Source organism: Rathayibacter sp. AY1D9, from assembly GCF_002932395.1.
GTDB lineage: Bacteria > Actinomycetota > Actinomycetes > Actinomycetales > Microbacteriaceae > Rathayibacter.
In genome coordinates, this window is record NZ_PSVQ01000029.1 from 23,335 (window position 1) to 46,494 (window position 23,160).

Here is a 23,160-nt window from a genome sequence, read left to right on the forward strand (position 1 = left end):
CATTTGTGCCGTGCCTGCCGCGCATCCCTCTCCGCCCGCCGCCCCGCCCCGCCCCGTCTCCCGGAGGACCCATGGACATCGACCGCCTCGCCACCCGCTACGAGATCGCCCTGCCCGCCTGGATCGGTGACGCCCTCCGCGACGTCCCCGAGGTCCTCCCGAGCCTCGAGGACCGGATGGCCCTCGTGCACGCGCTCGCCGACCGCAACTTCCGCGAGGGGAACGGCGGCCCGTTCGCGGCGATCGTCGTCGAGCGCGACTCCGGTCGTCTCGTCTCGGTCGGAGTGAACGTCGTGCTCGGCAGCGGGGTCTCGTCCGGCCACGCCGAGGTGACGGCGCTCGGTCTCGCGCAGACCGCGCTCGGCACGTGGGACCTCGGCGGCGAGGGCCTCCCCGCGCACGACCTGGTCGTCAACTGGCGCCCGTGCGTGCAGTGCTACGGAGCGACGATGTGGTCGGGGGTGCGCCGCCTGGTCGTCGCGGGCTCCGGCCCCGAGCTCGAGGAGATCAGCACCTTCGACGAGGGGCCGATGCGCGAGGACTGGGCCGCGCAGTTCGAGGCCCGCGGCATCGAGGTCGTCGACGGCGTGCTCCGCGACGAGGCCCTCGACGTGTTCCGCGCCTACCGCGCCTCCGTCGACTCCGGCGAGGTGCTCGTCTACAACGCCCGCGCCGACTCCTGATACCGCGGCGGGTCCGGTCCTCGCATCGGTTCCGCGCCGGACGCACGGAAGCCCCGCCTCAGCGGGGCCCCGTGCGGTCCTGAGCTGCCGGCCGCTGGAAGCGGTCAGCGGCGGCTCAGCGCCACCAGTCGTCGAACATCGACAGCGGCACCTGGCGCTTGTGCTCGGTCGCGGCGTACCGCGCCTCGATCGCCTCGGCGACGGCCCGGTCGACCTCGCCGCCCTCGAGGTACGTGTCGAGGTCGGCGTAGGTGAGCCCGAGGTTCGTCTCGTCGGTCTGGCCGGGGTTGTCGTCGAGCAGGTCCGCGGTCGGCGCCTTCTCGTAGAGCCGGGCCGGTGCGTCCAGGTGCTCGAGGAGCGAGCGCCCCTGCCGCTTGGTGAGGCCGGTGAGCGGGAGGACGTCGGCGCCGCCGTCGCCGTACTTCGTGAAGAAGCCGGTGACCGCCTCGGCTGCGTGGTCGGTCCCGACGACGAGCATCCCGGCCTGGCCGGCGATCGCGTACTGCGCGATCATCCGCATCCGCGCCTTCACGTTGCCCTTCACGAAGTCGCTGATCGGCTCGTCGACCGCGTCGCCGAATGCTGCGGCCACGCCGTCGACGCCCTGGTGGATGTCGAAGACGACCTGGCGGTCCGGGCGGATGAACGTGAGGGCGAGCTGGGCGTCCTCCTCGTCGGCCTGCACCTTGTACGGCAGGCGGACCGCGATGAAGGAGGCGTCGCCGCCGCTCGCGCGGACCTGCTCGACCGCGAGCTGGCAGAGGCGCCCGGCGAGGCTCGAGTCCTGGCCGCCGCTGATGCCGAGGACGAGGCCCTTCGCGCCGGTGCTGCGGAGGTAGTCGGCGAGGAATCCGCTGCGCCGTTCGACCTCGACGGCCGGATCGACGGCGGGGGAGACGTGGAGCTCGGAGATGATCTGCTGTTGGACGTCGCGCACGGCTTCACGCTACTCCGGATGCTCCCCGGCGGCCCCTCCTCGCCGCGGACGCGCAGGCTCCCGACGCCTCCCCGAAACAGGGTCCGCCCGCCGCGTCCGACTGGCGCGGCGCCTACCCGCGCTCGGCGACGATGCGGGCGATGCGCGCCGGGACGGTGTCGTCCTGGAGGCTCGTCACGTCTCCGAGCGGGCGGCCGTCGCGGATGTCGCCGAGCAGCCGCCGCATGATCTTGCCGGAGCGGGTCTTGGGCAGATCCGGCACCACCACCACGTCGCGCGGCTTGGCGATCGGACCGATCGCGACCGCCACGTGGTCGCGCAGGAGCGCCGAGAGCGTCGTGCCGAGCGCGGCCCAGTAGGCCGGGTCCTCCTCGGCGCGGTCGACGGCCTCGTCGGAGGGGATGACGAACGCCGCGATGGCCTGGCCGGTCGTCGCGTCGGCGACTCCGACGACTCCGGCCTCGCCGACGGCCGGATGGGCGACGAGTGCCGACTCGATCTCGATCGTGGACAGGCGGTGCCCGGAGACGTTGATGACGTCGTCGACGCGGCCGAGCACCCAGACGTCGCCGTCGGCGTCGTACTTCGCGCCGTCCCCGGAGAAGAACCACCCCTGGGACGCGTAGCGGGCCCAGTAGGAGTCGCGGTACCGCTCCGGGTCGCCCCACACGGTCCGGGCGAGCGCCGGCCCGGTCCGGTCGACCACGAGGTAGCCGCCGGAGCCGTTCGGCACCCGCTCGCCGTGCTCGTCCACCACGAGGACGCCGAGCCCGGGCAGGGCTCCGAGCGACGAGCCCGGCTTGAGGGTCGAGACGCCCGGCAGCGGGCACATCACCGCGGCGCCGGTCTCGGACTGCCACCAGGTGTCGACGATCGGGCAGCGTCCGCCGCCGATCGCCTCGTGGAACCAGACCCAGGCCTCGGGGTTGATGGACTCGCCGACGGTGCCGAGCAGGCGCAGGCTCGACAGGTCGTACCGGTCGGGCACGCCCTCGGGGAACCAGGTCATCAGCGTCCGGATCAGCGTCGGCGCCGTGTAGTAGACGGTCACCCCGTACCGCTCGATGATCTCGAAGTGCCGGGCGGTGTGCGGGGTGCTCGGGGTGCCCTCGTAGATCACCTGGGTGAGCCCGTTCGAGAGCGGTCCGTAGATCTCGTAGGTGTGCGCGGTGACCCAGGCGAGGTCGGCGGTGCACCAGTGCACGTCGTCCGGCTTCGCGTCGAACACCGCCCAGTGCGTCCAGGAGGCCTGCGTGAGGTAGCCGCCGCTGGTGTGCACCAGTCCCTTGGGCTTCCCGGTCGTGCCGGAGGTGTAGATGATGAACAGCGGCGTCTCGGAGTCGAAGGCCTCGGCCTCGTGGACGTCGCTCTGCGCGTCGACCAGCTCGTGCCACCAGACGTCGCGGCCCGGGGTCCACGGGACGTCGGTCTCACCGGTGCGGCGGACGACGAGGACGTGCTCGATCGACGCGACGCCCTCGACCGCCCGGTCGGCGCTCGCCTTGACCGGCACCGCCGCTCCGCGCCGGAACTGCCCGTCCGTGGTGACCAGGAGCTTCGCGCCGGTGTCCTCCACGCGGAACCGCACCGCCTCGGCGGAGAAGCCGCCGAAGACGAGCGAGTGGATCGCGCCGATCCGCGCGATCGCGAGCGTGATGACGACGGTCTCGGGGATCACCGGGAGATAGACGACGACGCGGTCGCCCTTCCCGATCCCGAGCGCGGTCAGCGCGTTCGCGGCGCGGGAGACCTCGCGCTGGAGCTCGGCGTAGGTGATCGACCGCCGGTCGCCGCGCTCGCCCTCGAAGTGGAGGGCGGTCTTCCCGCCGCGTCCCGCGTCCACGTGGCGGTCGACGCAGTTGACGGCCACGTTCAGCCGTCCGCCCTCGAACCAGGTCGTGCGCGGCACCGAGAGCGAGCCGTCGGGCAGCGGAGCGGCAGGCTCCCAGCTGTGGGCGGTGTGCCACGGCTCCGCCCACTCGAGGCGGCGGGCGGCCTCCTCCCAGAACGCGACCGGATCGGCGGCGGCGCGCGAGTACTCCTCCGCGCCCGCGTTCGCCTGCGCGGCGAAGGCTGCGGGCGGGGGGAACCGGCGGTGCTCGTCGAGCAGGTTGGCGATCGTCCCGCTCACGCTCGGAGCTCCCTCCCCGGCGCTCACGCCCACTTCCTCACGGCGTAGCGCTGGAACACGCCGACGACGGCATCGGTGAGCTTGCCCAGCACGGCCAGCAGGACGATCGCCAGGAACACCCGGTCGATCCGGCCGTTGTTCTGGCTGTCGATGAGGCGGAAGCCGAGGCCCATCGAGGAGGCGATGAGCTCGGAGGCGACCAGGAACAGCCACGACTGGGCGAGCGCGAGGCGCAGCCCGGAGATCACGGAGGGGATCACCGCGGGCAGCTGCACCGTCGTGAAGAGCCGGACGCCCGAGAGGCCGAAGGCGCGGCCCGCCTCGACGAGGTGCCGGTCGACGTGGCCGAGCGCCGTGGCCACCGTGGTGAAGACGGGGAAGAACGCGCCGATCGTGATCAGCGTGATCTTCGACTCCTCGCCGATGCCCATCCAGAGCAGCAGCAGCGGGACCCAGGCCAGCGACGGGACCGCCCGGATCGCGCCGAGGGTCGGGCCGAGGACGACCTCCCAGACGCGGGAGAGCCCGAAGAGCGCGCCGACCACGAGCCCGAGCGCCGAGCCGAGCGCGAACCCGATGAGCACCCGCTGCGTCGAGATGGCGACGTCCTGGCCGAGGTCGCCGCGCTGGGCGAGGTCGACGCCGGCCGCCCAGACCATCGCGGGCGAGGGGAAGACCGCCACCGAGACCATCCCGGTCGTCGTCGCGATCTGCCAGGCGGCGAGCAGCAGCACGGGCAGGATCGCGCCTCCCGCGACCACGAACCACCGTCGCGTGGTGAGCGGGTGGGAGCGGTCCTCGCGGAGGCGGCGCTGGGAGGCCGCGACCGACGGGCCCGCCGTCACGAGTCCGGGCTCACCCGGCATCGGCGCGGACAGCGCGCTCCGCCGCAGCACATCGGCGTCGGTCGCGGTGTCGTCGTCGCGGATCGTCATCGTCGGTCTCCTCGGATCACGGGGTCGGGGGCGGAGGGCCGGACCCTCAGGCGCCGATGGCGCTCGGGTCGGCCGCCGAGGCGTAGGTGTCGTCGAGCAGCGATTCGAGCGCGTCGTCGACCTGCTGCTGCGAGGCGACGTCGCCGTTCTCGACGAAGATCGGGCCGATCACGGCGAGCACGTCGGTCTGCGCGGAGCCGGGGACGTTGTCGACGTCGAGGTTGCTGCGCTCGGTGATGACCGTCGTCGCCACCGCCACGTCGAGGCCGGCGACGGAGGCGAGGATGCTCGCCGTCTCGTCCTGGTTCTCGAGCGCCCAGGCGCGGGCGTGCTCGTACGCGTTCACGACGGTCTGCGCGAGGTCCGGCTTCTCGGCGAGGAAGCTCTCGGTCGCGTTGAGCAGGCCGTAGGAGTTGAAGTCGACGTTGCGGTAGAGCAGGGTCGCCCCGGCCGCCTCGGCGCCGGCCATGATCGGGTCCAGGCCCGCCCAGGCGTCGACGGAGCCGTTCTGCAGCGCCGCCCAGCCGTCGGCGTGCTGCAGGTTCTGCACCGTCACGTCGCCGATGCCCAGCCCGGCGGCCTCGAGCGCCTGCACCAGGAAGAAGTACGGGTCGGTGCCCTTGGTGGCCGCGATCTGCTTGCCCTTGAGCTGCTCGACCGACGTGATCGCCGAGCCGGCGGGGACGACGAGGGCCGACCACTCCGGCTGCGAGAAGATGTCGATCGTCTTGATCGGCGAGCCGTTCGAGCGGGCGAGCAGCGCGGCGGAGCCGGCGGTGGAGCCGACGTCGATCGCTCCGGCGCGCAGGGCCTCGTTGGCCTTGTTGGAGCCGGCCGACTGCACCCAGGCGACGGTGACCTGCTGCTCGGCGAGGGCGGCCTCGAGCCAGCCCTTCTCCTTGATGACCAGGCTCAGCGGGTTGTACGTCGCGAAGTCGAGCGTGAGCGTGCCGCCCTGAGTTCCTCCGGAGGCGGCGTCGGCGGTCGCGGCCGCCGCTCCTCCTCCGCCCTCGCCCTGCACGCAGCCCGCGAGGAGCGGGACGGCGGCGGCGGTGAGCAGACCGGCGAGAGCGGTGCGGCGGGTGAGCGGGGAGCTGGTGAACGACATGGGGGCCTCGGCTTCGGGGATGCGGTGACAGCGAGTGTGGACGCTGCGGGGGAGGGGCGGTGCGGGGAGGTGCTCGTGCGGTGGAGAGCGGGAGGAGGAGGCGGCTGGGGAGGGAGGTCGTGCCGCCCGGACCGTGCCGCCCGGGTGGAGGGATGCGGGTCGATCCGCCCGGGGTCAGTGCCGCTCGATGCCCAGCCCCGCGAGGAGCTCGGCCCGGTGCTCGGCGAGCTCCGCCGAGCCGCGGTCGCGGGGCCGCGCGCCGGGGACGGTGACGATCCGCTGGATGCGCGAGACGCCTCCGGGCTCGTCGCGCCCGAGGAGCACGATGCGGTCGGCCAGCTGCAGGGCCTCGTCGACGTCGTGGGTGACGAGCAGGATCGTCGCCGGAGCCGCCGCGTGCACGTCGAGCAGCAGGTCCTGCATCCGCAGGCGGGTCAGCGCGTCGAGCGCCCCGAAGGGCTCGTCCAGGAGGAGCACGCCGGGGTTCCGGGCGAGGGCGCGGGCGAGGGAAGCGCGCTGGGCCATGCCTCCGGACACCTCGCGGGGCCGCGAGCGGGCGTGCGCGGTGAGGCCGACCAGCGAGAGCAGCTCGTCGACGGCGGCGCGGGCGGCCGGGCGCGGGGTGCCGCGCGGCAGGCCGAGCGCGACGTTGTCGGCGATGCTCCGCCAGGGCAGCAGCCGCGGCTCCTGGAACGCCACCGCGCAGCGCGGGTCGATGCCGGAGACGGGGGCGCCGTCGATGAGGACGGACCCCTCAGAGGCGGTGTCCAGGCCCGCCGCGATGCGCAGCAGCGTCGACTTGCCGCAGCCGCTCGGGCCGAGGATCGCGATGACCTCGCCCGCGGCGGCCTCGAGCGTCACGTCCGTCAGCACGGGGGACCCGGGCGCGAAGGTGCGGCCGACCCCCTCGAAGCGCACGGGGAACGCCGACTGGCCGAGCTCGGCGTCGAAGGCCAGGCTCGTGCGGGCGGCGGGGGTGGCGGGCATGTCTCTCCGGGCAGCGGGACGGGCGGGCGGATCGTCCGATCGTACGGAGAGGCTCCCGGCGGCACAGCGGGGACCGACACGGGGAGTAACACAGGGGGTGGGACGCGGAAGGCCTCCCCGGTCCGCAGACGGGGGAGGCCTTCCGCCGGAGGGCTACGCCTGGACGAGCACGAGCTCCTCGAGGGGCAGGCGGGTGCGCGGCGCGGTCTCGCGCTCGCGGAGGGTCTCGTTCGCCAGCGCGTCGGCGTCGGCCGCGACTCCCACCGCGGCGATCGTCACCGGGTCGAAGCGCTCGTCGACGCCGAACGCGGCGCGGACGGCGTCCTTGTCGAAGCCGGCCATCTGGTGCACGTGCAGGCCCTCGTGGTGCGCCTGGACGCTGAGGTGGGCGATCGACTGGCCGAGGTCGTAGACGGCCCAGGGGCGCGGCTTCCCCTCGGAGTCGACGGTCTCGGCCAGCGCGACGACCAGGACGGCGGCGGAGCCGGCCCAGGCGCCGTTGAAGCCGGCGAGCGTCGAGACGATGCGGTCGAACCCGTCGGTTCCGCGGCGGGCGACGATGAAGCGCCACGGCTGCGAGTTGCTGGCGGACGGGGACCAGCGCGCGGCCTCGAGGAGGGACGCGAGGGTCTCGTCGGAGACGGTCGCGGTCGCGTCGTAGGAGCGGGGGCTCCAGCGCTCCGCGAGGACGTCGAGGATCGGGGCGCTGGTGCTGGCGGTGCGGGAGGCGGTGGCGGACATCGCGGGGCTTCTTCCGTGCGGGGGACTGGGGGAGGGGCTCCGTCGCCCGTGGAGCCCAACCGTCCCCGCACCGCGGGCATTCCCGCGCGCGCACGGCAGGCGCCCGCACGCGCGTTCGCCCACGGAGGAGCGGGCCGCCTCCGAGCCCCGGAACGGTACGGTGGGAGACGGCGTGGTCACCCCGCGCACCACCATCCACGACTCTGGAGGATCATCCATGGCCCAGCACTTCGACGTCGTCGTCCTGGGGGCAGGCCCCGGCGGATACGTGGCCGCGATCCGCGCCGCCCAGCTCGGCAAGTCCGTCGCCGTCGTCGAGAAGCAGTACTGGGGCGGTGTCTGCCTCAACGTCGGCTGCATCCCGTCCAAGGCGCTGCTGCGCAACGCGGAGCTCGCCCACCTCTTCCACACCCAGGCGAAGCAGTTCGGCATCTCGGGCGACGTCTCGTTCGACTTCGGCGCGGCGTTCGACCGCAGCCGCTCGGTCGCGGACGGCCGCACCAAGGGCGTCCACTTCCTGATGAAGAAGAACAAGATCGCCGAGTTCGACGGCGTCGGCTCCTTCACCGGCCCGCAGGGCCTCGACGTGCAGCTGAGCAAGGGCGGCACGGAGTCGCTGACCTTCGACGACGCGATCATCGCGACCGGCGCGAGCGTCCGCCTCCTCCCCGGCGTCGAGCTCTCCGAGAACGTCGTCACCTACGAGACCCAGATCATGACCCGCGAGCTCCCCGACACGATGGCCATCGTGGGCGCGGGCGCGATCGGCATGGAGTTCGCCTACGTCCTCAAGAACTACGGCGTCGACGTGACGATCATCGAGTTCATGGACCGCGCCCTCCCCAACGAGGACCCGGACGTCTCCAAGGAGATCCAGAAGCAGTACAAGAAGCTCGGCGTCGAGATCCTGACCTCGACCAAGGTCGAGTCGGTCGTCGACAAGGACGGCTACGTCACGGTCACCTACACCGCGAAGGACGGCACGCAGTCGACCCTCGAGGTCGACAAGGTGCTCATGTCGATCGGCTGGGTCCCCCGCACCGAGGGCTTCGGCCTCGAGAAGACGGGCGTCGAGCTCACCGAGCGCGGCGCGATCGCGATCGACGACCACATGCGCACCAACGTGCCGCACATCTACGCCATCGGCGACGTCACCGCGAAGCTGCAGCTCGCGCACGTCGCGGAGGCGCAGGGCGTCGTCGCCGCCGAGACCCTCGCCGGTGCCGAGACCCAGACCCTGGGCGACTACCGGATGATGCCGCGGGCGACGTTCTGCCAGCCGCAGATCGCCTCCTTCGGCCTCACCGAGAAGCAGGCGACGGACGAGGGACACGAGATCACCGTCTCGACCTTCCCCTTCATGGCGAACGGCAAGGCCCACGGCCTCGGCGAGCCCACCGGCTTCGTGAAGCTCATCGCGAGCAAGAAGTACGGCGAGCTCCTCGGCGCCCACATGATCGGCCCGGACGTCTCGGAGCTGCTCCCCGAGCTCACGCTCGCCCAGAAGTGGGACCTCACCGCGACCGAGCTGGCCCGCAACGTGCACACCCACCCGACGCTGTCGGAGGCGCTGCAGGAGGGCTTCCACGGCCTCAAGGGGCACATGATCAACATGTAGGGCTCGTCCCTCCACGGCCTCCGGCCCGCAGGATCCCGCTCGGCTCGTCCGCGGCGGATCCGGCGGGCCGGAGTCGTCTCCGGGGGCGTCCACAGGGCTCCGGCGCCGCTCCCGCTACCGTGGCCCGATGGATCCGCGCCTGCTCGACCGCCTCGCCGCCGACGCCTGGCCCGCGCTCGTGCGGCGCCCCCTCGGCCCATGGGAGCTGCGCGCCTCCTCGGGGGTCACCAAGCGCGCGAACTCGGTGCTCGCGTCCGGCGACGTCGTCGACCAGGAGGCGGCCCTCGACACGGCGGAGGCGTTCGCCCGCGAGCACGGGATCGCACCCCTCGTGCAGATCGGGCCGCCGAGCCCCGCCGGTCTGACCGGGCTGCTCGCCGAGCGGGGCGCCGCGCCGATCGACCGGACGCTCGTGCTGACGGGTTCGGTGCAGGAGGCGCTCGCCGCCCTGTCCACGACGTCGGGGTCCGCGCCGTCGAGGCCAGTGCCGCCGAGGCCCGCGCCGCAGCCTCGCGTCCGCCTCGCCCCGGCTCCCGACGAGGACTGGCTCGCCCTCTGGTGGTCGGTGGACGGTCGCGGTGGAGCGGAGGAGCGCGCGGTCGCCGAGCGCATCCTCGCGGGCTGCCCCTCCTCCTACGCGCTCGCCGTCGACGGGGACGGCCCGGCCGCGACCGGCCGCCTCGCGCTCGTCACGGCGCCGGACGGCGAGCTCTGGGGCGGCCTCTTCGCGCTGGCGACCCGGCCGGACGCCCGGCGCCGCGGGCTCGCCTCCGCCGTGATCCGCGCCCTCCTCGAGGACGCGTCCGGCCGGGGCGTCGCGCGCTTCTGGCTCCAGGTGCTCGCCGAGAACGTCGGCGCCCGCCGCCTCTACGCGTCCCTCGGCTGCCGCGAGTCGTCCTGGTACGAGTACTGGCGCTGACCCGCTCGCGGAGGAGGAGCGGGGTGCCCGGGTCAGGCGTTCGCGAGCACGGCGCGGGCGACGGCCTCGGCCTTCGCCGCGTCGCCGGTGACGGTCACGCGCCACCACACGTCGTCGGCGAGCGCGTCGATCTCGCAGACGCCCGCCGCGCAGCCGGTGAGGGCCTTCTCGCCGAAGCCGTCGAGCGGCTCGAGCGGGATCGCCAGGCCCGAGGTCAGCGAGAGGTTCCGCCAGCCGTCGTCGCCGTTCGGGAGCGCGTCGACCGTCACGCCCGAGTAGGCGGCGCTGGAGGCGTCGCTCCAGCTGCAGGAGGCGTACCCGGCCCGGGCGGCGGCAGCGGCCGACGCGGTGGTCGGCGTCCCGGTCCCCGTCCCCGCGGTCGCCTGCGCGAGACCGGCGGCACCGGACAGCTGCTCGGCCGTCAGGACCTCGGTGCAGACGGGCGCCGTCGCGGTGACCGGCTCGTCGAGGGTGCCGAGCGCGGCGGAGGCGGTGCCGGTCGCCAGCGCGGCGAGGTCGACGGCCGCGGGGGCGCCGCGCAGCTGCAGCGTCACCCAGGTGGCGCCGGCGAGCAGGTCCAGGTCGCAGCTGCCGTCGGTGCAGGAGCCGTAGGCCTCGACGGCGGTCTCGAGGCGCGGGCCCGGACGGCCGGCGAAGGCCTCGGCGGCGTCGTCGACCGCGGCCGCGGTGATCGAGGCGTCCTCGTCGTACCAGGCGCAGCGGAGCACTCCGCCGTTCTCCTCCGCGGCCTCGCGGATCAGCTCGCCCGAGGAGCGCGTCGTCACCTCGCGGCTGCCCTCGAGAGCGCTGCGGGAGACCCCCAGTGCCGAGGCCGCCCGCGTGGCGGGGAGGAGGGAGTCGCAGCCCAGGCGGGTCGAGGCCGTGGGCGTGGGCGAGGGCGTCGGAGTCGCGGAGGGAGTCGGAGCGGCGGTCTCGGACGCCGACGGGGTGGCCGCGACGTCCGAGCGTTCGGCCGACGTGCAGCCCGTCAGCGCGACGAGAACGGCGAGCGCGGCGCCGACCGTCGCCAGGCGCGGGAGGCGGGCCCTCACGCGGCCAGCTCGCGCTCGATCGCGGCCGTGAACGCGTCGATGTCGTCCTCCGTCGTGTCGAAGGAGCAGACCCAGCGGACCTCGCCGGTCGCCGGGTTCCAGTCGTAGAAGCGGTAGGCGGCGCGGAGCCGGTCCGCGACTCCGGGCGGCAGCGTCGCGAACACCGCGTTGGCCTGGGTCTGCTGCGTGAACTCGAGCCCGGTGATCCGGCCGGCGGCGATCGCCTCCTCGAGCCCCGAGCGCAGGCGCGCCGCCATGGCGTTCGCGTGCCGGGCCGAGCGGAGCCACAGGGGCTCCTCCTCGCCGCCGTCGCCGAGCAGGGCGAGCAGCTGCGCCGAGATGAAGCGCATCTTGGAGGACAGCTGCATGTTGGTCTTGCGGAGGAAGGTCAGCCCGGTCGAGGCCGCCGGGTCGAGCACGACGATCGCCTCGCCGAGCAGGATGCCGTTCTTGGTGCCGCCGAACGAGAGCACGTCGACGCCTGCGTCGGTCGTGAAGGAGCGCAGGGGCAGGCCGAGGGCGGCCGCGGCGTTCGCGATGCGCGCCCCGTCCATGTGCAGCCGCATGCCGAGGCCGTGCGCGTGGTCGGCGAGCGCGCGCACCTCCTCCGGGGTGTAGACGGTGCCGAGCTCGGAGGACTGGGTGATCGAGACCACGAGCGGCTGGGCGCGGTGCTCGTCGCCGAAGCCCCACGCCTCCTGGTCGACCAGCGCCGGGGTCAGCTTGCCGTCGGGCGTGGGGACCGTGAGGATCTTGATCCCGCCGACCTTCTCCGGCGCTCCGCCCTCGTCGGAGGTGATGTGCGCGGTGCCCGCCGAGACGACGGCGCCCCACCGCGGCAGCATCGACTGCAGGCCGGTGACGTTGGCGCCCGTGCCGTTGAAGACGGGGAAGGCCTGGGCCTGCTCGCCGAACTCGCGGCGGAACGCCTCCTGCAGGCGCTCGGTGTAGACGTCCTCGCCGTAGGCGATCTGGTGCGCTCCGTTGGCCGCGGCGATCGCGGCGAGGACCTCGTCGTGCACTCCGGAGTAGTTGTCGGAGGCGAAGCCGCGGACGTCGGGATCGTGCAGAGCGCTCATCCCTCCATCTTCGCAGCCCGCCGCCCGGAGGAGCCCCGGAGGCGCCCGCCGAGACACCCCTCCTGCCTCCCGCATGTTTCGGGCAGGTGAACGGACGACGACCCGAAAGCCGATCTCCGTCAAGAAGTTGGTATCGGCTGGGAGGCAGGCCACTCTTGACGTATGCGCATGGACACGACGGGAGCTGTCCGCGACATGCCCGCCCCTCCCGGGGTGGACGAGATCGCGGCTCGCTTCGGCGATCCCGTCCTCGCGTTCGCGCCCCAGCCGAGGCTGGAGGAGTTCGCCGCGGCGCAGACGATGGCGCTCGGCCGCTTCGTCGAGATCTCGCTCTCGTACTCGTTCTACAAGAACCCGCGCAACCGCGCCGACCCCGTCAACCACGTCCCGCTGACCCCCGAGCAGAAGCGCGCGATCGAGCGCGCCGAGAACGACCACCTGCCGCCGTGGATGGTCGACCAGGTGACGCGGATGCGGTACCCGGTGCTCTGGGAGGCGGTCCGCACCTCCGTGCCGATCCCCGCCGAGCGCAGCCGGCCCCTGGAGTCCCGCCTCGCGGCCCACATGGGCGACGTGCTCCGCAACACCTTCCCGGGCCGCGTGCGCAGCCGCCGCGGCGGGATGCCGGTGGTCGCCGCCGCCCTCCGCGACGAGGACGTCGTGCGGGGCGTCCCGGTGATCGTGGACGGGGAGGCGCTGCGCGGCTACCGCGTGGACACCGATCCGGACGTGGTCGCGATCGGCGCCCGCGTCGACGGCCGCTACATGACGGTCGTGCTCGACCGGAAGATCGTGCCGGAGATCCGGATGGAGTTCGTCCGCCGCACCCCGCCGCGCCCGGCCTCGAGCCAGCCCCGGCGCTGACCGCCCCGGCGTCGAGCACCTCCGAGCCGTCCACCACGGTGCCCACCGCTCAGGGGCGCCCCGGCACCGCGATCCCGTGCTCGTAGGCGAACACGACCGCCTGGATCCGGTCGCGCACGCCGAGCTTCATCAGGATCTTCGAGACGTGCGTCTTCACGGTCGCCTCGCCCACGAACAGCTCGGCCGCGATCTCGGCGTTCGACCAGCCCCGCGCCAGGTGCACGAGCACCTCCCGCTCGCGGTCCGTCAGATCGGCCACTCCGGGGTGGTCGGCGGCGGTCGGCGTGCGCTCGGGCACGGACGCGAACCGCTCGATCACGCGCCGGGTGACGTCGGGGGCGAGCATCGCGTCGCCGCGGGCGACCACCTGCACGGCCTCGACCAGCTCCTCCGGCGACGCGTTCTTGAGCAGGAACCCGCTGGCGCCGGCCGAGAGCGCCTCGAAGAGGTAGTCGTCGCGGTCGAAGGTGGTGAGGATGAGCACCCGCGAGCACAGGCGCGGGTCGGCCACGATCTCGCGGGTCGCGGCCAGGCCGTCGAGGCCGGGCATCTGCACGTCCATGCAGATCACGTCGGGGCGCAGCTCGGAGGCGCGCTGCAGGGCCTCGAGCCCGGTGCGGGCCTCGCCGACCACCTCGATCCCCGGCTCCGACTCGAGGATGATGCGGAAGCCCACGCGGACGAGCTCCTGGTCGTCGACGAGCAGCACGCGCACATGCTCGGTCATGGGCGGCCCCCGCTCGCTCGCTCCTGACGCCCCCGCGACGTCTCCGACGACGGTACCGGGTCGCCGGCGTCCGGCACGCTCGCCCGGACGGGGGACAGCGGCACCCGGGCGTGCACGAGGTAGCCCGCGCCCCTCGGCCCCATCTCGATCCAGCCGCCGACCGCGGCCGCGCGCTCGCTCATGCCGGTGTGCCCCAGTCCGCAGGAGGCGGGAGCGCTCGGGTGCGGGCCGGACCCGCCGTCGTCGGCGATCTCGAGCTCGACCGCGTCGGGGGCGTAGCGGAGGCGCACCTCGGCGTGCGCGCCGCGCCCCGCGTGCTTGCGGACGTTCGTGAGCGACTCCTGCGCGATGCGGTAGAGGCTGAGCCCCACCGTCGCGGGGATCTCGCGGGGCGTGCCGAGGGTGAGGAAGACGGTGGGCAGGCCCGACCCGCTGGACGCCGCGACCAGCTCCTCGAGCTGGGCCACCCCGCGGGTGGACGCGGCGTCGGTGAGCGGATTCGGGACCGCGTCCTCGGCGCGCAGCGCGACCAGGATGCGGTGCAGCTCCTCGATCGCCGAGCGCGCGTCGCCCTCGATGGCGCTGAGCGATGCCGCCGCCCGCTCCGGATCCCGCGCCAGCACCCGCCGCGCCGCTCCCGCCTGCACGCCCATCACGCTGACGTGGTGCGCGACCACGTCGTGCAGCTCGCGCGCGATCCGCAGCCGCTCGGAGGACACGGCCTGCCGCGAGGAGCGCTCCCGCTCGTCGTCGAGCTCGGCCGTGCGCGTCTCGAGCGCCTCCAGCCGGCGGGCCGACTGCCACGACGCCTCGCCGAAGACGTAGGCGCTGCCGAAGTAGAGCAGGTTCGACACGACCGCGAGGGCCGACTCCGCCGCGTAGGGCGAGAGCAGGCCGGGGGAGTCGTCGACCGGCACGGAGCTGCCGAAGTACTCGCCCGTGGCGAGGGTGGTGAGCAGCCAGCCCAGCATCCCGACCGCGATCGCCACTCGGACGACGAGCGCCGTGCGCCGGTTCCGGCCCCACGCGCCGACCGTGTAGAGCGCGAGGAACAGGCAGATCTGGCCGAAGAGCGACTCCGGCACCTGGAGCACGATCCCGAGCGCGTAGACGACGGAGAGCCCGGCCGCCACGCTCGCGGGGAACCGGCGGCGCAGCGCGAGGGGAAGGGTCATCAGGACGGCCCAGTGGGCGCTGACGACGGGGTGCGCCGCGTCCGGGAAGCCCGCCGAGGAGTACAGCGCGACGGAGACGATCGTCGCCACCAGCAGGATCCCCGCGGTGACCGCATCGCGCACGTATCCGGCCCGGCTCGGCGCTCGCCGGATCCAGCCCGCGTCGAGCGGGTCCGCGGCTCCGTCACCTGAGGGCATGCGCCCCACGCTAACGGACGCCGGTCGGACGGGGCCCCGGGAGGCGGAGGAGCGCACCCCGCCACCTCCCGGGCGCGACGTCAGTCCCGGCCGGTGATGCCCCGGGTCGAGGCGATGACGTCGCCCATCTTCTTCCCGAGGGCCTCGTAGAACATCGACAGCGGGAACTCGTCGTCCAGCACCGCGTCGGTGAGCCCGCGCGGGGCGCCGAGCAGCACCTCGTCCGGGAGCCCGCGGGCCCAGGCGGAGGCGGGGTGCGGAGCGAGAGTGGCCGCGATCAGCTCGTGCGCGGCCAGCCAGTGCGCCGTCTTCGGCCGGTCGATCGATCGCCAGTAGAGCTCGTCGATCGCGTCCGAGAGGGCGACGACCACGTCGGCGACGCCGTCCCACTCGAACGCCAGCCGGGTGTCGGTCCAGTGCAGGACGCCGTGCTGGTGCAGCCAGGCGAAGAGCAGCTGGCCGCCGAGGCCGTCGTAGTTGCGCACCCGCGACCCGGTGAGCGGGAAGCGGAAGAGCCGGTCGAACAGGATCGCGTACTGCACGAAGCGCGAGCGCTCGGCCAGCGCCTCCTCCTCGTCGTCGCGGCGGTCGAGCGCGCCGAGGCGGCGCTCGATGGCGACGGCCTCGCGGAAGGCGGTGAGGTCGCACCGCAGCTCCTCCAGCGAGTAGAGGAAGAAGGGCATCCGCTGCTTGATCATGAACGGGTCGAACGGCAGGTCGCCGCGCATGTGGGTGCGGTCGTGGATGAGGTCCCACATCACGAAGGACTCCTCCGCCAGGCGCTGGTCGGCCAGCAGGCGCTGCGCGTCCTCCGGGAGCTCGAGACGGGTGATCCGGGCCGCCTCCGTGACGACGCGGCGGAACCGGGCCGCCTCGCGGTCGGCGAAGATCGCGCCCCAGGTGAAGGACGGGACGGAGCGCATCGCGACCGTCTCGGGGAACAGCACAGCGCTGTCGGTGTCGTAGCCGGCGGTGAAGTCGACGAAGCGCACGGGCACGAAGAGGGCGTTGGAGTAGTCCCCGGCCTCCAGCTCGGCGACGAACCGCGGCCAGACGACCTCGACGAGGACGGCCTCGACGTGGCGGTCGCGGCTGCCGTTCTGGGTGTACATGGGGAAGACGACGAGGTGGCGGCGGCCGTCGACGCGCTCGAGCTGCGGCTGGAACGCGGTGAGCGAGTCGAGGAAGTCGGGCAGGCCGAGTCCGCCGGCGCTCCAGCGCTCGAGGTCGACGACCAGCGCGTCGAGGTACGCGGCGTCGTGCGGGAACGCGGGGGCGAGGGTGCGGACGCCGGCGACGATCCGCTCGACGAGGGTGCGCGCCTCCTCGAGCCGCTCGGGATCGGCGAGCGAGCCGTCCTGGGACTGGAGCGGCTGCAGCCCGGCGGCGGCCGCCTTCAGGTCGAGCCAGGCGGCGAACTCCTCCACGCGGTCCTCGACGACCTCGGGTTCTCCGACGACGGTGCTCTGCACGGCTTGCGACATGGTGATCCTCCTCACGCTGGTGATACGGGGCTGCAGGAGCGGAACGCGCTCCGACTCCGAGCGTATGGGCTCGTGCGCGCGCTTTTCTTGCGTCTCAGCGGAGCGAAGCGGCGATCTCGCGGGGGCGGGCGCACGTCTCCGCCGCCCCTCGGAGGCCCCGCGGTCAGCGGCTGCCCAGGTGTTGTGCAGGTGCCACCCCCCGTCCGGGGCTAGATTCCTCACCGCTTCCGTTTCCCTCCCCTGATCGGGTCGAAAATGGGGCGACACCGTGTCCGCATCCCGAGTGCGGAGACATCCGATCGGACAGGCGCGCCGAACACCCTGGCGGCGCGCTCGATCGGCGAGCCATCCTGAGAGAGAGGATCGGAGCGCGTGACGGGACCCGAACCCGGAAGCGACCAGAGAACAGCCAGCATCGACCACCACCCCGAGAACCTCCGCCTGCTCCCCTGGCCGCAGGCGGACGCCTCCGTCCTGCGCGACACCCTCGCGCACGCGGGCGGCGGACTCGAGAGCGAGAGCGAGATCCTCGTGCGCCACGACCGCTACCTGCGCGGTTGGGCGGACGGCGACGCGTTCTTCTACGTGGTCGAGCTGGACGGACTCTCCGTCGGCTCCATCGGCTATTGGTACGGCTGCTCGCGCGGCGTCGTCGCCTACGAGGCGGCGTGGAGCATCGCTCCGCACGCCCGCGGCATCACCGCGGCCTCCGTGCGGATGCTGCTCGAGGAGGCGGCGGCGTTCCCCGTGCCCCGCTTCGTGCACGCCTTCGTGGCGGAGAGCGACCTGGACGCGGGCGCGACCTGCGTCGAGGCCGGCTTCGACCGGATCGACCTCGTCGAGCAGGGCGAACCGCCGGAGCTCTACGTGGACTGGGCGTTCGACCTGGCCGCCGTGGCCTGATCAGATCCCGTGGCGCTCCAGCCACGGCCGCAGCACCGCGAGGAACTCCTCGGGGTGCTCGAGGCCGGGCAGGTGCGCCGCGTCCTCGAGCACGTGCAGCTCGGCACCGCCCACCTCGGCGGCGAGGTGCTCGCAGACCGGCAGCGACTCGGAGAGGTCGTGCGCGCCCGCCACGACGAGGGTCGGCACGGCGATCTCCCCGAGCCGCTCGCCCGCCGGCCCGGAGGGATCGATCGGGCGGGGGGCCTCCGCCTCGTGGCCGACGCCCGTGAGCGCGAGCTCCCGGACCCGCGCGAGGAACTCCGGAGCCACGTCGTCCGCGGAGCGGTCGGGACCCACGGCCCAGAGCTCCGCCTCGACGATCGCCGCGGCCTCCCGCTCGCCCGCGAGCTCCAGCGCCTCGACCTCCCCGAAGCGCCGCTCCTCCTCCGCCGTCAGCGCGGGGTAGTCGAAGCCCGCCAGGCCCGGCGCGATCACGACCAGGCCGGTCACCCGCTCCGGATGCTCGAGCGCCAGGTCGAGCGCGAGCGTCCCGCCCCGCGAGCAGCCGACGACCACCGCGCGCTCGACCCCGAGGTGGTCGAGCACGTCCAGGGCGTCCCGGCGCGGGTCGTACTCCACGTCCTCCGTGCTCGTTCCGCCCGCGCCGCGGACGTCGTAGCGGACCACCAGCCGGTCGCGCGAGAGGTCGGGGACGAGCGGGTCCCACATCCGCAGGTCGGCGATGCCCGCGTGCACGAGCAGCAGGGCGGGCGCGGAGGCGTGGCCGTCCGCCTCCCAGTAGAGGCTCGCGCCGGGGACCTCGAGATGCGGCATGCCGCACACCGTAGGCGCGTCCCGCCGGCGCTGCAACGCCCGGCCACTGCCTAGGGTGGAGGCGCGACAGCGGACGGGCCGCGGCGGGGAGGCGGCGGCGTGGAGGGCGTGCTCACCGGCTTCTCGATCATCGGGGTCGTCATCGCGGTCGGCTACCTGATCGCGCGGTTCCGGATCGTCCCGCCCGAGAGCCGGCTGATCCTGTCGCGGATCGCCTTCTTCGTCACGACGCCGGCGCTGCTGTTCACCGTGCTGTCGCGGGCCGACGTCTCCGTCCTCTTCTCCTCGTTCCTGCTCGTCTCGCTCCTGACGGTGCTGACCGTCGCCCTGCTCTACGTGCTGGCCTCGCGGCTGCTCTTCCCCCGCCCGCTGCCGGAGACGGTGATCGGGACCGCGGCCTCCTCCTACGTCAACGCCAACAACATCGGGCTGCCGGTCGCCATCTACGTGCTGGGCAATCCGCAGTGGGTGGCCCCGACGCTCCTCCTGCAGCTGATCGTCCTCGCGCCGACGATCCTGACGCTGCTCGACGTCTCGACGAGCGGGCGGACCTCGGTCGGCGCGATCCTCACGCAGCCGCTGCGGAATCCGATGATCATCGCCTCCGCCCTCGGCCTCGTCGTCGCCCTCACCGGCGTCGAGCTGCCCGCGCCCGTGCTGCAGCCGTTCTCGATCATCGGCAACGCGTCGATCCCGCTGGTGCTGATCGCCTTCGGGATGTCGCTGCGCGGGCAGCGGCCGCTGGAGGCGGGGCCGGCGCGGGTCGAGGTGGTCGTCGCCTCCGTGCTCAAGTCGCTGGTGATGCCGGCGGTCGCGCTGCTGCTGGGGCGCTTCGCGTTCCACCTCGACTCCGAGCACCTCTTCGTGGTGACGGTGACCGCCGCGCTGCCGACCGCGCAGAACATCTTCACCTTCGCCTCGCGCTACGACCGGGGCGTCGCCGTCGCCCGCGACACGGCCCTCGTGACCACGGTCGCCGCGGTGCCCGTGCTCATCGGGGTGTCCCTCCTGCTGGGCTGAGCGGAGCAGCATCCCCGGCTCCCGCTCGGGCCCGGCGGAGGCGCCGGACGGCCCGCGCATCCGCGTCGCGTGTCCCTCGTCCTGGGACGGGGCCGGTGGCGCGGGCCCGGTCGCACTCCGCCGACCGTCGCTTAGGCTCTCTCGAATGAGCACCACCACGTCCGCCGACCGCTCCGCCCGCGGCAGGCCGCGCCGCCGTCGCGGCCTCTGGATCACGCTGATCGTCCTCCTGGTCCTGCTGATCGGCGCCGTCGTCGCGGTGCTCCTCGGCGTGCGCACCTACGACAAGGCGATGACCGTCCGCGACAAGCTGACCGAGGCGATCCCGCTGGTGTCGCAGGTGACGGACAGGCTGACGACGTTCGACACCTCCGGGGCGGAGGAGACCGCGGGCCGGATCGCGACCCTCACCGGCGAGGCGCGCGACGAGACCGAGGACCCGGTGTGGCGGGTGATGGAGGTGGTGCCCGTCCTCGGGCCGAACCTGTCCGCGGTCCGCGCCGCGACCGAGATCGCCGACGACGTCTCCGGCCGGATCGTCACGCCGCTCTCCACGACCTCGCTCGACATCCTCAAGCCCGTCGACGGCAGGGTAGACCTCGCGGCGATCACCGAGCTGTCGCAGAAGATCACTGTCGCCAAGGAGGTCGTCGACGCGGCGCAGACCCGCGTCGAGGGCATCGACCGCGGCCCGCTGGTGCCGCAGGTCGCCTCGGCCCTCGACTCCTTCACTCCGCAGCTGGCGACCGCGACCGCGGCGATGGAGCAGGTCGAGCCGCTCACCGCGATCCTCCCCGACTCCCTCGGAGCGTCCGGTCCGCGCCACTACCTGGTGATGTTCCAGAACCTGGCGGAGTCGCAGGCTCTGGGCGGCGGCGCGTCGTCGGTGATGCAGCTCGACGTCGACGGCGGCGCGATATCGATCGGCCGTCAGCTGGGCAGCGGCGACTTCCGCGGTCTGGCGCCCGTCACCGTCGACCAGAGCGCGCTCGACACCATCGGCGAGAACATGGCGACGACCTTCAACGTCTCGACCAGCCGCCCCGACTTCCCGACGGCCGCCTCGATCGCCTCGCAGTTCTGGGCGCAAAAGTTCCCCGAGCAGAGGATCGACGGCGTCCTCGCGATCGACCCCGTCGCCCTCTCCTACCTCCTCGGCTCGACCGGGCCCGTGACCCTCACCGACGGCACGGTCCTCACGAGCGAGAACACCGTCTCGACCCTGCTCAACGAGGTCTACTTCCGCTACCCGGAGTCGGTCGTGGCCGAGCGCACCGACGAGTTCTTCTCGGAGGCGAGCGCGACGGTCCTGGGCAAGATCCTCGGCGGGGAGATGGAGCCGACGAAGATGCTCCCGGCGATCGTGAAGGCGGTCGACGAGAGCCGCATCCTCGCCTACAGCTCCGACGCCGACGAGCAGGCGCTCCTCGCGCCCACGCCGATCGCGGGGGTCCTGCCGCAGACGACGACCGACGGCACGACCACCGGAGTGTTCTTCCAGGACGCCTCGGGCGGCTCGAAGATGGACTACTACCTGAGCACGGCGGTCACGCAGTCGAGCGCGGGCCGGTGCGCCGCCTCGGGCGCGGTCTTCACCACCTCCGTCACCGTGACCAACACGATCTCGAAGGCGGTCGCTCGGACGCTGCCCGGCTACGTCGCCGCGGCCGGCGGGCGCGGTGCGTACCCCCTGGGCGACTTCGTCACCAACATCTACGTCTACGGCCCTCCCGGGACCACGGTGTCGAGCGCGGCCTGGGCCGACGGCACGGGCTACGGACCCGAGAGCCTCGACGACCTCGGCCGTCCCGTCTCGAAGGTCGCCGTGCAGCTCTCGCCCGGCCAGTCCGAGACGTTCGACGTGCAGTTCAGCGCCGGCGACGCCTCCGGCTTCGGCGACCAGACCGTGCGGGTGACCCCGATGATCAACCCCACCGCGGTCACGCTGAACGACGAGCCCGCCTGCGGCTGACCTCGCCGGCGGTCGGCGCCCCGGGTCGGTGCTGGACCAGCGCTGACCGCGCCGACCGCTGACGCGCCCCCGGGTCGGTGCTGGACCAGCGCCGCCCGCCCGACCGCTGACGCGCCCCCGGGTCGGTGCTAGACCAGCGCCGACCCGGGGATCGAGCTCGTCACGAGCGAGGAGGCGAGGAACGCGGTGGCGATGCAGAGCACGAACCCGATGACCGGCACGAGGAACGCGCGGCGGCCCACGAGGTAGCGCACGACCGTCACGGCCACGGCGATCAGCGTCAGCGCGGGCGGCCCGATCAGCGCGATCGAGACGCCCCAGTCGATCCGGTCGAAGTCGCAGGCGAAGTTCTGGCCCTCGCACTGCGCGGGGAAGACCGAGAGGATCGCGGCGAGGTAGCCGAGCACGATCGTGAGCAGGCCGAGGGCGAGGCAGCCGAGGATCGAGAGCACGAGGTCCCAGCGGCGCCGGCGCGGCTTCCCGGCGGCGATGATCTCGCCCACCGAGCGGTAGGCGTCGGATCGGAACTCGTCGTGCGCGGCTCCGGGACGGGCGGTCGCAGGGCGCGCCGTCGCAGGGCGTGCCGTCGCGGGTCGGGCGGCGGGGCGGGAGGCGCCGGCCGAGGTGGCCTGGGCCCGCGCGCGCTTCTTCTTCGACGAGGCCATGCTCAGAAGATCATCGGGCGGTCGTCGTCGAGGGTCGTCTCCAGGTCGAGATCGACCACCACCGGGACGTGGTCGCTCGGGGCGTCGCCCTTGCGCTCGTCGCGGTGGATCGAGGCGCCGGTGACGAGCTCGCCGAACGCGGGGGAGCCGAGCACGAAGTCGATCCGCAGCCCCTCGTTGCGCGGGAAGCGGAGCTGCTTGTAGTCCCAGTAGGTGTAGCCCTCGGGCACGAGCGGGCGGACGACGTCGCGCAGGCCCGCGTCCTCGAAGGCGGCGAAGGCGGCGCGCTCGGGGATCGAGACGTGCGTGGATCCGGGGCCGAGGCTCGGGTCGCCCACGTCGCTGTCGAGCGGCGCGACGTTCCAGTCGCCGACCAGGGCGAGCGGCAGGTCGGGCTCGGCGGCCAGCCACTCGCGGGTGCTCGCCTCGAGGGCCGCGAGCCACTCGAGCTTGTAGAGGTAGTGCGGGTCGTCGACCGCGCGGCCGTTCGGGACGTAGAGGCTCCAGACGCGCACGCCATCGACCGTGGCGCCGATCGCGCGGGCCTCGAGCGGGAAGGAGCCGTCGGCCGCCGCCTCCTTCGCGAAGCCGGGCATGCCCGGGAAGCCGATCTGCACGTCGTCCATCGGCAGGCGCGAGGCGATGCCGACGCCGTTCCACTGGCTGAGCCCGACCATCTCGACGTGGTAGCCGGCGTCGGCGAAGGCCTCGTGCGGGAACTGCTCGGGCTTGCACTTGAGCTCCTGCATGGCGAGGACGTCCACGTCCTCGCGCACGAGCCAGTCGACGACGCGGCCGGTGCGGGCCCGGATGGAGTTCACGTTCCAGGTGGCGATGCGCATCCTGGAAGTGTAGGAGCCGCCGCCGACACGTCTCCTGCGCGTCCTCCGCGCGTCCCGGCGGCCGCGGGCCGGGGGAGTCATCCCCTCGGCGGATTGCGGAACCGGTGTCGGTGGTCGATGGTTGTCTAGCGCCGTCCCGACCGGCCGTTCGTTGTGCCGTCCGGACGCCGCCGCCGCCCGCGCCGTGCGGGCCCGACGGGCTCCCCGGCGCTCCGCGCTCCCCAGCCCGGTCCCCTCCCCTCCCCTCCCGCCCCCGCTCCGCCCCTCCCGAGCACCCATGCTCCTGCTCCGCCTCTCCTCCGCC

21 protein-coding genes are annotated in these 23,160 nt (G+C 73.4%); 7 read left to right on the plus strand and 14 right to left on the minus strand.

Translation table 11 applies throughout. From position 1 onward, the window contains the following. Positions 1-71: 71 nt before the first annotated feature. The gene (locus C5C50_RS12180) at positions 72-683 is read left to right on the plus strand and encodes a nucleoside deaminase (RefSeq protein ID WP_181027247.1); all 612 of its coding nucleotides are present in this window, start codon (positions 72-74) and stop codon (positions 681-683) included. A gap of 115 nt (positions 684-798) precedes the next feature. On the opposite strand, the gene nadE is transcribed toward C5C50_RS12180, so the two are convergent. The 6 genes from nadE to C5C50_RS12210 form a co-directional block, all read right to left on the minus strand. Beyond that, positions 799-1,620: an ammonia-dependent NAD(+) synthetase gene (gene nadE / locus C5C50_RS12185; protein WP_104222821.1), complete on the minus strand. Its 822-nt coding sequence runs from the start codon at positions 1,618-1,620 to the stop codon at positions 799-801. Positions 1,621-1,732: 112 nt separating this feature from the next. Next, positions 1,733-3,751, minus strand: a complete 2,019-nt coding sequence (gene acs / locus C5C50_RS12190; protein WP_104273546.1) for an acetate--CoA ligase — start codon at positions 3,749-3,751, stop codon at positions 1,733-1,735. A gap of 23 nt (positions 3,752-3,774) precedes the next feature. After that, positions 3,775-4,686 carry an ABC transporter permease gene (locus tag C5C50_RS12195; protein ID WP_244229541.1) on the minus strand — a complete coding sequence of 304 codons (912 nt, stop codon included), beginning with the start codon at positions 4,684-4,686 and terminating at the stop codon, positions 3,775-3,777. Between the two features lie 46 nt (positions 4,687-4,732). After that, positions 4,733-5,794, minus strand: coding sequence for an aliphatic sulfonate ABC transporter substrate-binding protein (locus C5C50_RS12200; protein WP_104247980.1), 1,062 nt, complete (start codon positions 5,792-5,794; stop codon positions 4,733-4,735). Between the two features lie 174 nt (positions 5,795-5,968). Then, a complete protein-coding gene (locus C5C50_RS12205; RefSeq protein ID WP_104222820.1) occupies positions 5,969-6,781 on the minus strand; it encodes an ABC transporter ATP-binding protein in 813 nt (270 codons plus the stop codon). Positions 6,782-6,934: 153 nt separating this feature from the next. Continuing rightward, the gene (locus C5C50_RS12210) at positions 6,935-7,522 is read right to left on the minus strand and encodes a nitroreductase family protein (RefSeq protein WP_104247978.1); all 588 of its coding nucleotides are present in this window, start codon (positions 7,520-7,522) and stop codon (positions 6,935-6,937) included. A gap of 217 nt (positions 7,523-7,739) precedes the next feature. Between C5C50_RS12210 and lpdA the strand changes: the two genes are divergently transcribed. Then, the gene (gene lpdA / locus C5C50_RS12215; RefSeq protein WP_104222818.1) at positions 7,740-9,140 is read left to right on the plus strand and encodes a dihydrolipoyl dehydrogenase; all 1,401 of its coding nucleotides are present in this window, start codon (positions 7,740-7,742) and stop codon (positions 9,138-9,140) included. Between the two features lie 127 nt (positions 9,141-9,267). Further along, positions 9,268-10,059 (plus strand): GNAT family N-acetyltransferase, encoded by a 792-nt coding sequence (locus tag C5C50_RS12220; protein ID WP_104269039.1) that lies wholly within the window; start codon positions 9,268-9,270, stop codon positions 10,057-10,059. A 32-nt stretch (positions 10,060-10,091) separates the two neighbouring features. On the opposite strand, the gene C5C50_RS17025 is transcribed toward C5C50_RS12220, so the two are convergent. Then, positions 10,092-11,111, minus strand: coding sequence for a hypothetical protein (locus C5C50_RS17025; protein WP_181027246.1), 1,020 nt, complete (start codon positions 11,109-11,111; stop codon positions 10,092-10,094). Beyond that, a complete protein-coding gene (locus C5C50_RS12230) occupies positions 11,108-12,190 on the minus strand; it encodes a low specificity L-threonine aldolase (RefSeq protein ID WP_104222816.1) in 1,083 nt (360 codons plus the stop codon). Before C5C50_RS12230 ends, C5C50_RS17025 begins: the two co-directional genes overlap by 4 nt. Before the next feature lie 168 nt (positions 12,191-12,358). Between C5C50_RS12230 and C5C50_RS17030 the strand changes: the two genes are divergently transcribed. After that, entirely contained in the window at positions 12,359-13,054 is a 696-nt protein-coding gene (locus C5C50_RS17030; protein ID WP_104239200.1) for a hypothetical protein, read from the plus strand. Between the two features lie 49 nt (positions 13,055-13,103). On the opposite strand, the gene C5C50_RS12240 is transcribed toward C5C50_RS17030, so the two are convergent. The 3 genes from C5C50_RS12240 to C5C50_RS12250 all read right to left on the minus strand — a co-directional run bounded on the left by C5C50_RS12240 (position 13,104) and on the right by C5C50_RS12250 (position 16,638). Beyond that, entirely contained in the window at positions 13,104-13,781 is a 678-nt protein-coding gene (locus C5C50_RS12240) for a response regulator transcription factor (RefSeq protein WP_104247976.1), read from the minus strand. Continuing rightward, on the minus strand, positions 13,778-15,154 hold the full coding sequence (locus C5C50_RS12245) for a sensor histidine kinase (protein WP_104247975.1): 1,377 nt from the start codon (positions 15,152-15,154) through the stop codon (positions 13,778-13,780). The genes C5C50_RS12240 and C5C50_RS12245 overlap by 4 nt, the downstream gene beginning before the upstream one ends. Before the next feature lie 80 nt (positions 15,155-15,234). Further along, on the minus strand, positions 15,235-16,638 hold the full coding sequence (locus tag C5C50_RS12250; protein WP_104273542.1) for a DUF6421 family protein: 1,404 nt from the start codon (positions 16,636-16,638) through the stop codon (positions 15,235-15,237). 372 nt (positions 16,639-17,010) lie between these two features. On the opposite strand from C5C50_RS12250, the gene C5C50_RS12255 reads away from it, so the two are divergent. Beyond that, positions 17,011-17,541: a hypothetical protein gene (locus tag C5C50_RS12255; protein WP_104222811.1), complete on the plus strand. Its 531-nt coding sequence runs from the start codon at positions 17,011-17,013 to the stop codon at positions 17,539-17,541. Here C5C50_RS12255 and C5C50_RS12260 read toward each other — a convergent pair whose 3' ends face one another. Further along, positions 17,542-18,357, minus strand: coding sequence for an alpha/beta fold hydrolase (locus tag C5C50_RS12260; protein WP_104273543.1), 816 nt, complete (start codon positions 18,355-18,357; stop codon positions 17,542-17,544). It abuts the gene before it with no gap. Between the two features lie 99 nt (positions 18,358-18,456). Here C5C50_RS12260 and C5C50_RS12265 point away from each other — a divergent pair, with 99 nt between their 5' ends. Together C5C50_RS12265 and C5C50_RS12270 are read left to right on the plus strand one after the other, a co-directional pair. Continuing rightward, positions 18,457-19,377, plus strand: coding sequence for an AEC family transporter (locus tag C5C50_RS12265; RefSeq protein ID WP_104273544.1), 921 nt, complete (start codon positions 18,457-18,459; stop codon positions 19,375-19,377). 145 nt (positions 19,378-19,522) lie between these two features. Continuing rightward, positions 19,523-21,349, plus strand: coding sequence for a DUF4012 domain-containing protein (locus C5C50_RS12270; RefSeq protein ID WP_104222808.1), 1,827 nt, complete (start codon positions 19,523-19,525; stop codon positions 21,347-21,349). 128 nt (positions 21,350-21,477) lie between these two features. On the opposite strand, the gene C5C50_RS12275 is transcribed toward C5C50_RS12270, so the two are convergent. Beyond that, entirely contained in the window at positions 21,478-22,014 is a 537-nt protein-coding gene (locus tag C5C50_RS12275) for a hypothetical protein (RefSeq protein WP_104273545.1), read from the minus strand. Between the two features lie 2 nt (positions 22,015-22,016). Then, positions 22,017-22,856 carry an exodeoxyribonuclease III gene (locus C5C50_RS12280; protein ID WP_104225726.1) on the minus strand — a complete coding sequence of 280 codons (840 nt, stop codon included), beginning with the start codon at positions 22,854-22,856 and terminating at the stop codon, positions 22,017-22,019. Between the last annotated feature and the right edge of the window lie 304 nt (positions 22,857-23,160).

Bases quoted from the DNA above. Each gene is read 5' to 3' on its own strand.
- C5C50_RS12180 (WP_181027247.1), top strand. From the start codon at position 72: ATGGACATCGACCGCCTCGCCACCCGCTACGAGATCGCCCTGCCCGCC.
- C5C50_RS12195 (WP_244229541.1), bottom strand. From the start codon at position 4,686: ATGACGATCCGCGACGACGACACCGCGACCGACGCCGATGTGCTGCGG.
- C5C50_RS12200 (WP_104247980.1), bottom strand. From the start codon at position 5,794: ATGTCGTTCACCAGCTCCCCGCTCACCCGCCGCACCGCTCTCGCCGGT.
- C5C50_RS12205 (WP_104222820.1), bottom strand. From the start codon at position 6,781: ATGCCCGCCACCCCCGCCGCCCGCACGAGCCTGGCCTTCGACGCCGAG.
- C5C50_RS12210 (WP_104247978.1), bottom strand. From the start codon at position 7,522: ATGTCCGCCACCGCCTCCCGCACCGCCAGCACCAGCGCCCCGATCCTC.
- lpdA (WP_104222818.1), top strand. From the start codon at position 7,740: ATGGCCCAGCACTTCGACGTCGTCGTCCTGGGGGCAGGCCCCGGCGGA.
- C5C50_RS12220 (WP_104269039.1), top strand. From the start codon at position 9,268: ATGGATCCGCGCCTGCTCGACCGCCTCGCCGCCGACGCCTGGCCCGCG.
- C5C50_RS12230 (WP_104222816.1), bottom strand. From the start codon at position 12,190: ATGAGCGCTCTGCACGATCCCGACGTCCGCGGCTTCGCCTCCGACAAC.
- C5C50_RS17030 (WP_104239200.1), top strand. From the start codon at position 12,359: ATGGACACGACGGGAGCTGTCCGCGACATGCCCGCCCCTCCCGGGGTG.
- C5C50_RS12240 (WP_104247976.1), bottom strand. From the start codon at position 13,781: ATGACCGAGCATGTGCGCGTGCTGCTCGTCGACGACCAGGAGCTCGTC.
- C5C50_RS12245 (WP_104247975.1), bottom strand. From the start codon at position 15,154: ATGCCCTCAGGTGACGGAGCCGCGGACCCGCTCGACGCGGGCTGGATC.
- C5C50_RS12250 (WP_104273542.1), bottom strand. From the start codon at position 16,638: ATGTCGCAAGCCGTGCAGAGCACCGTCGTCGGAGAACCCGAGGTCGTC.
- C5C50_RS12260 (WP_104273543.1), bottom strand. From the start codon at position 18,357: ATGCCGCATCTCGAGGTCCCCGGCGCGAGCCTCTACTGGGAGGCGGAC.
- C5C50_RS12270 (WP_104222808.1), top strand. From the start codon at position 19,523: ATGAGCACCACCACGTCCGCCGACCGCTCCGCCCGCGGCAGGCCGCGC.
- C5C50_RS12275 (WP_104273545.1), bottom strand. From the start codon at position 22,014: ATGGCCTCGTCGAAGAAGAAGCGCGCGCGGGCCCAGGCCACCTCGGCC.
- C5C50_RS12280 (WP_104225726.1), bottom strand. From the start codon at position 22,856: ATGCGCATCGCCACCTGGAACGTGAACTCCATCCGGGCCCGCACCGGC.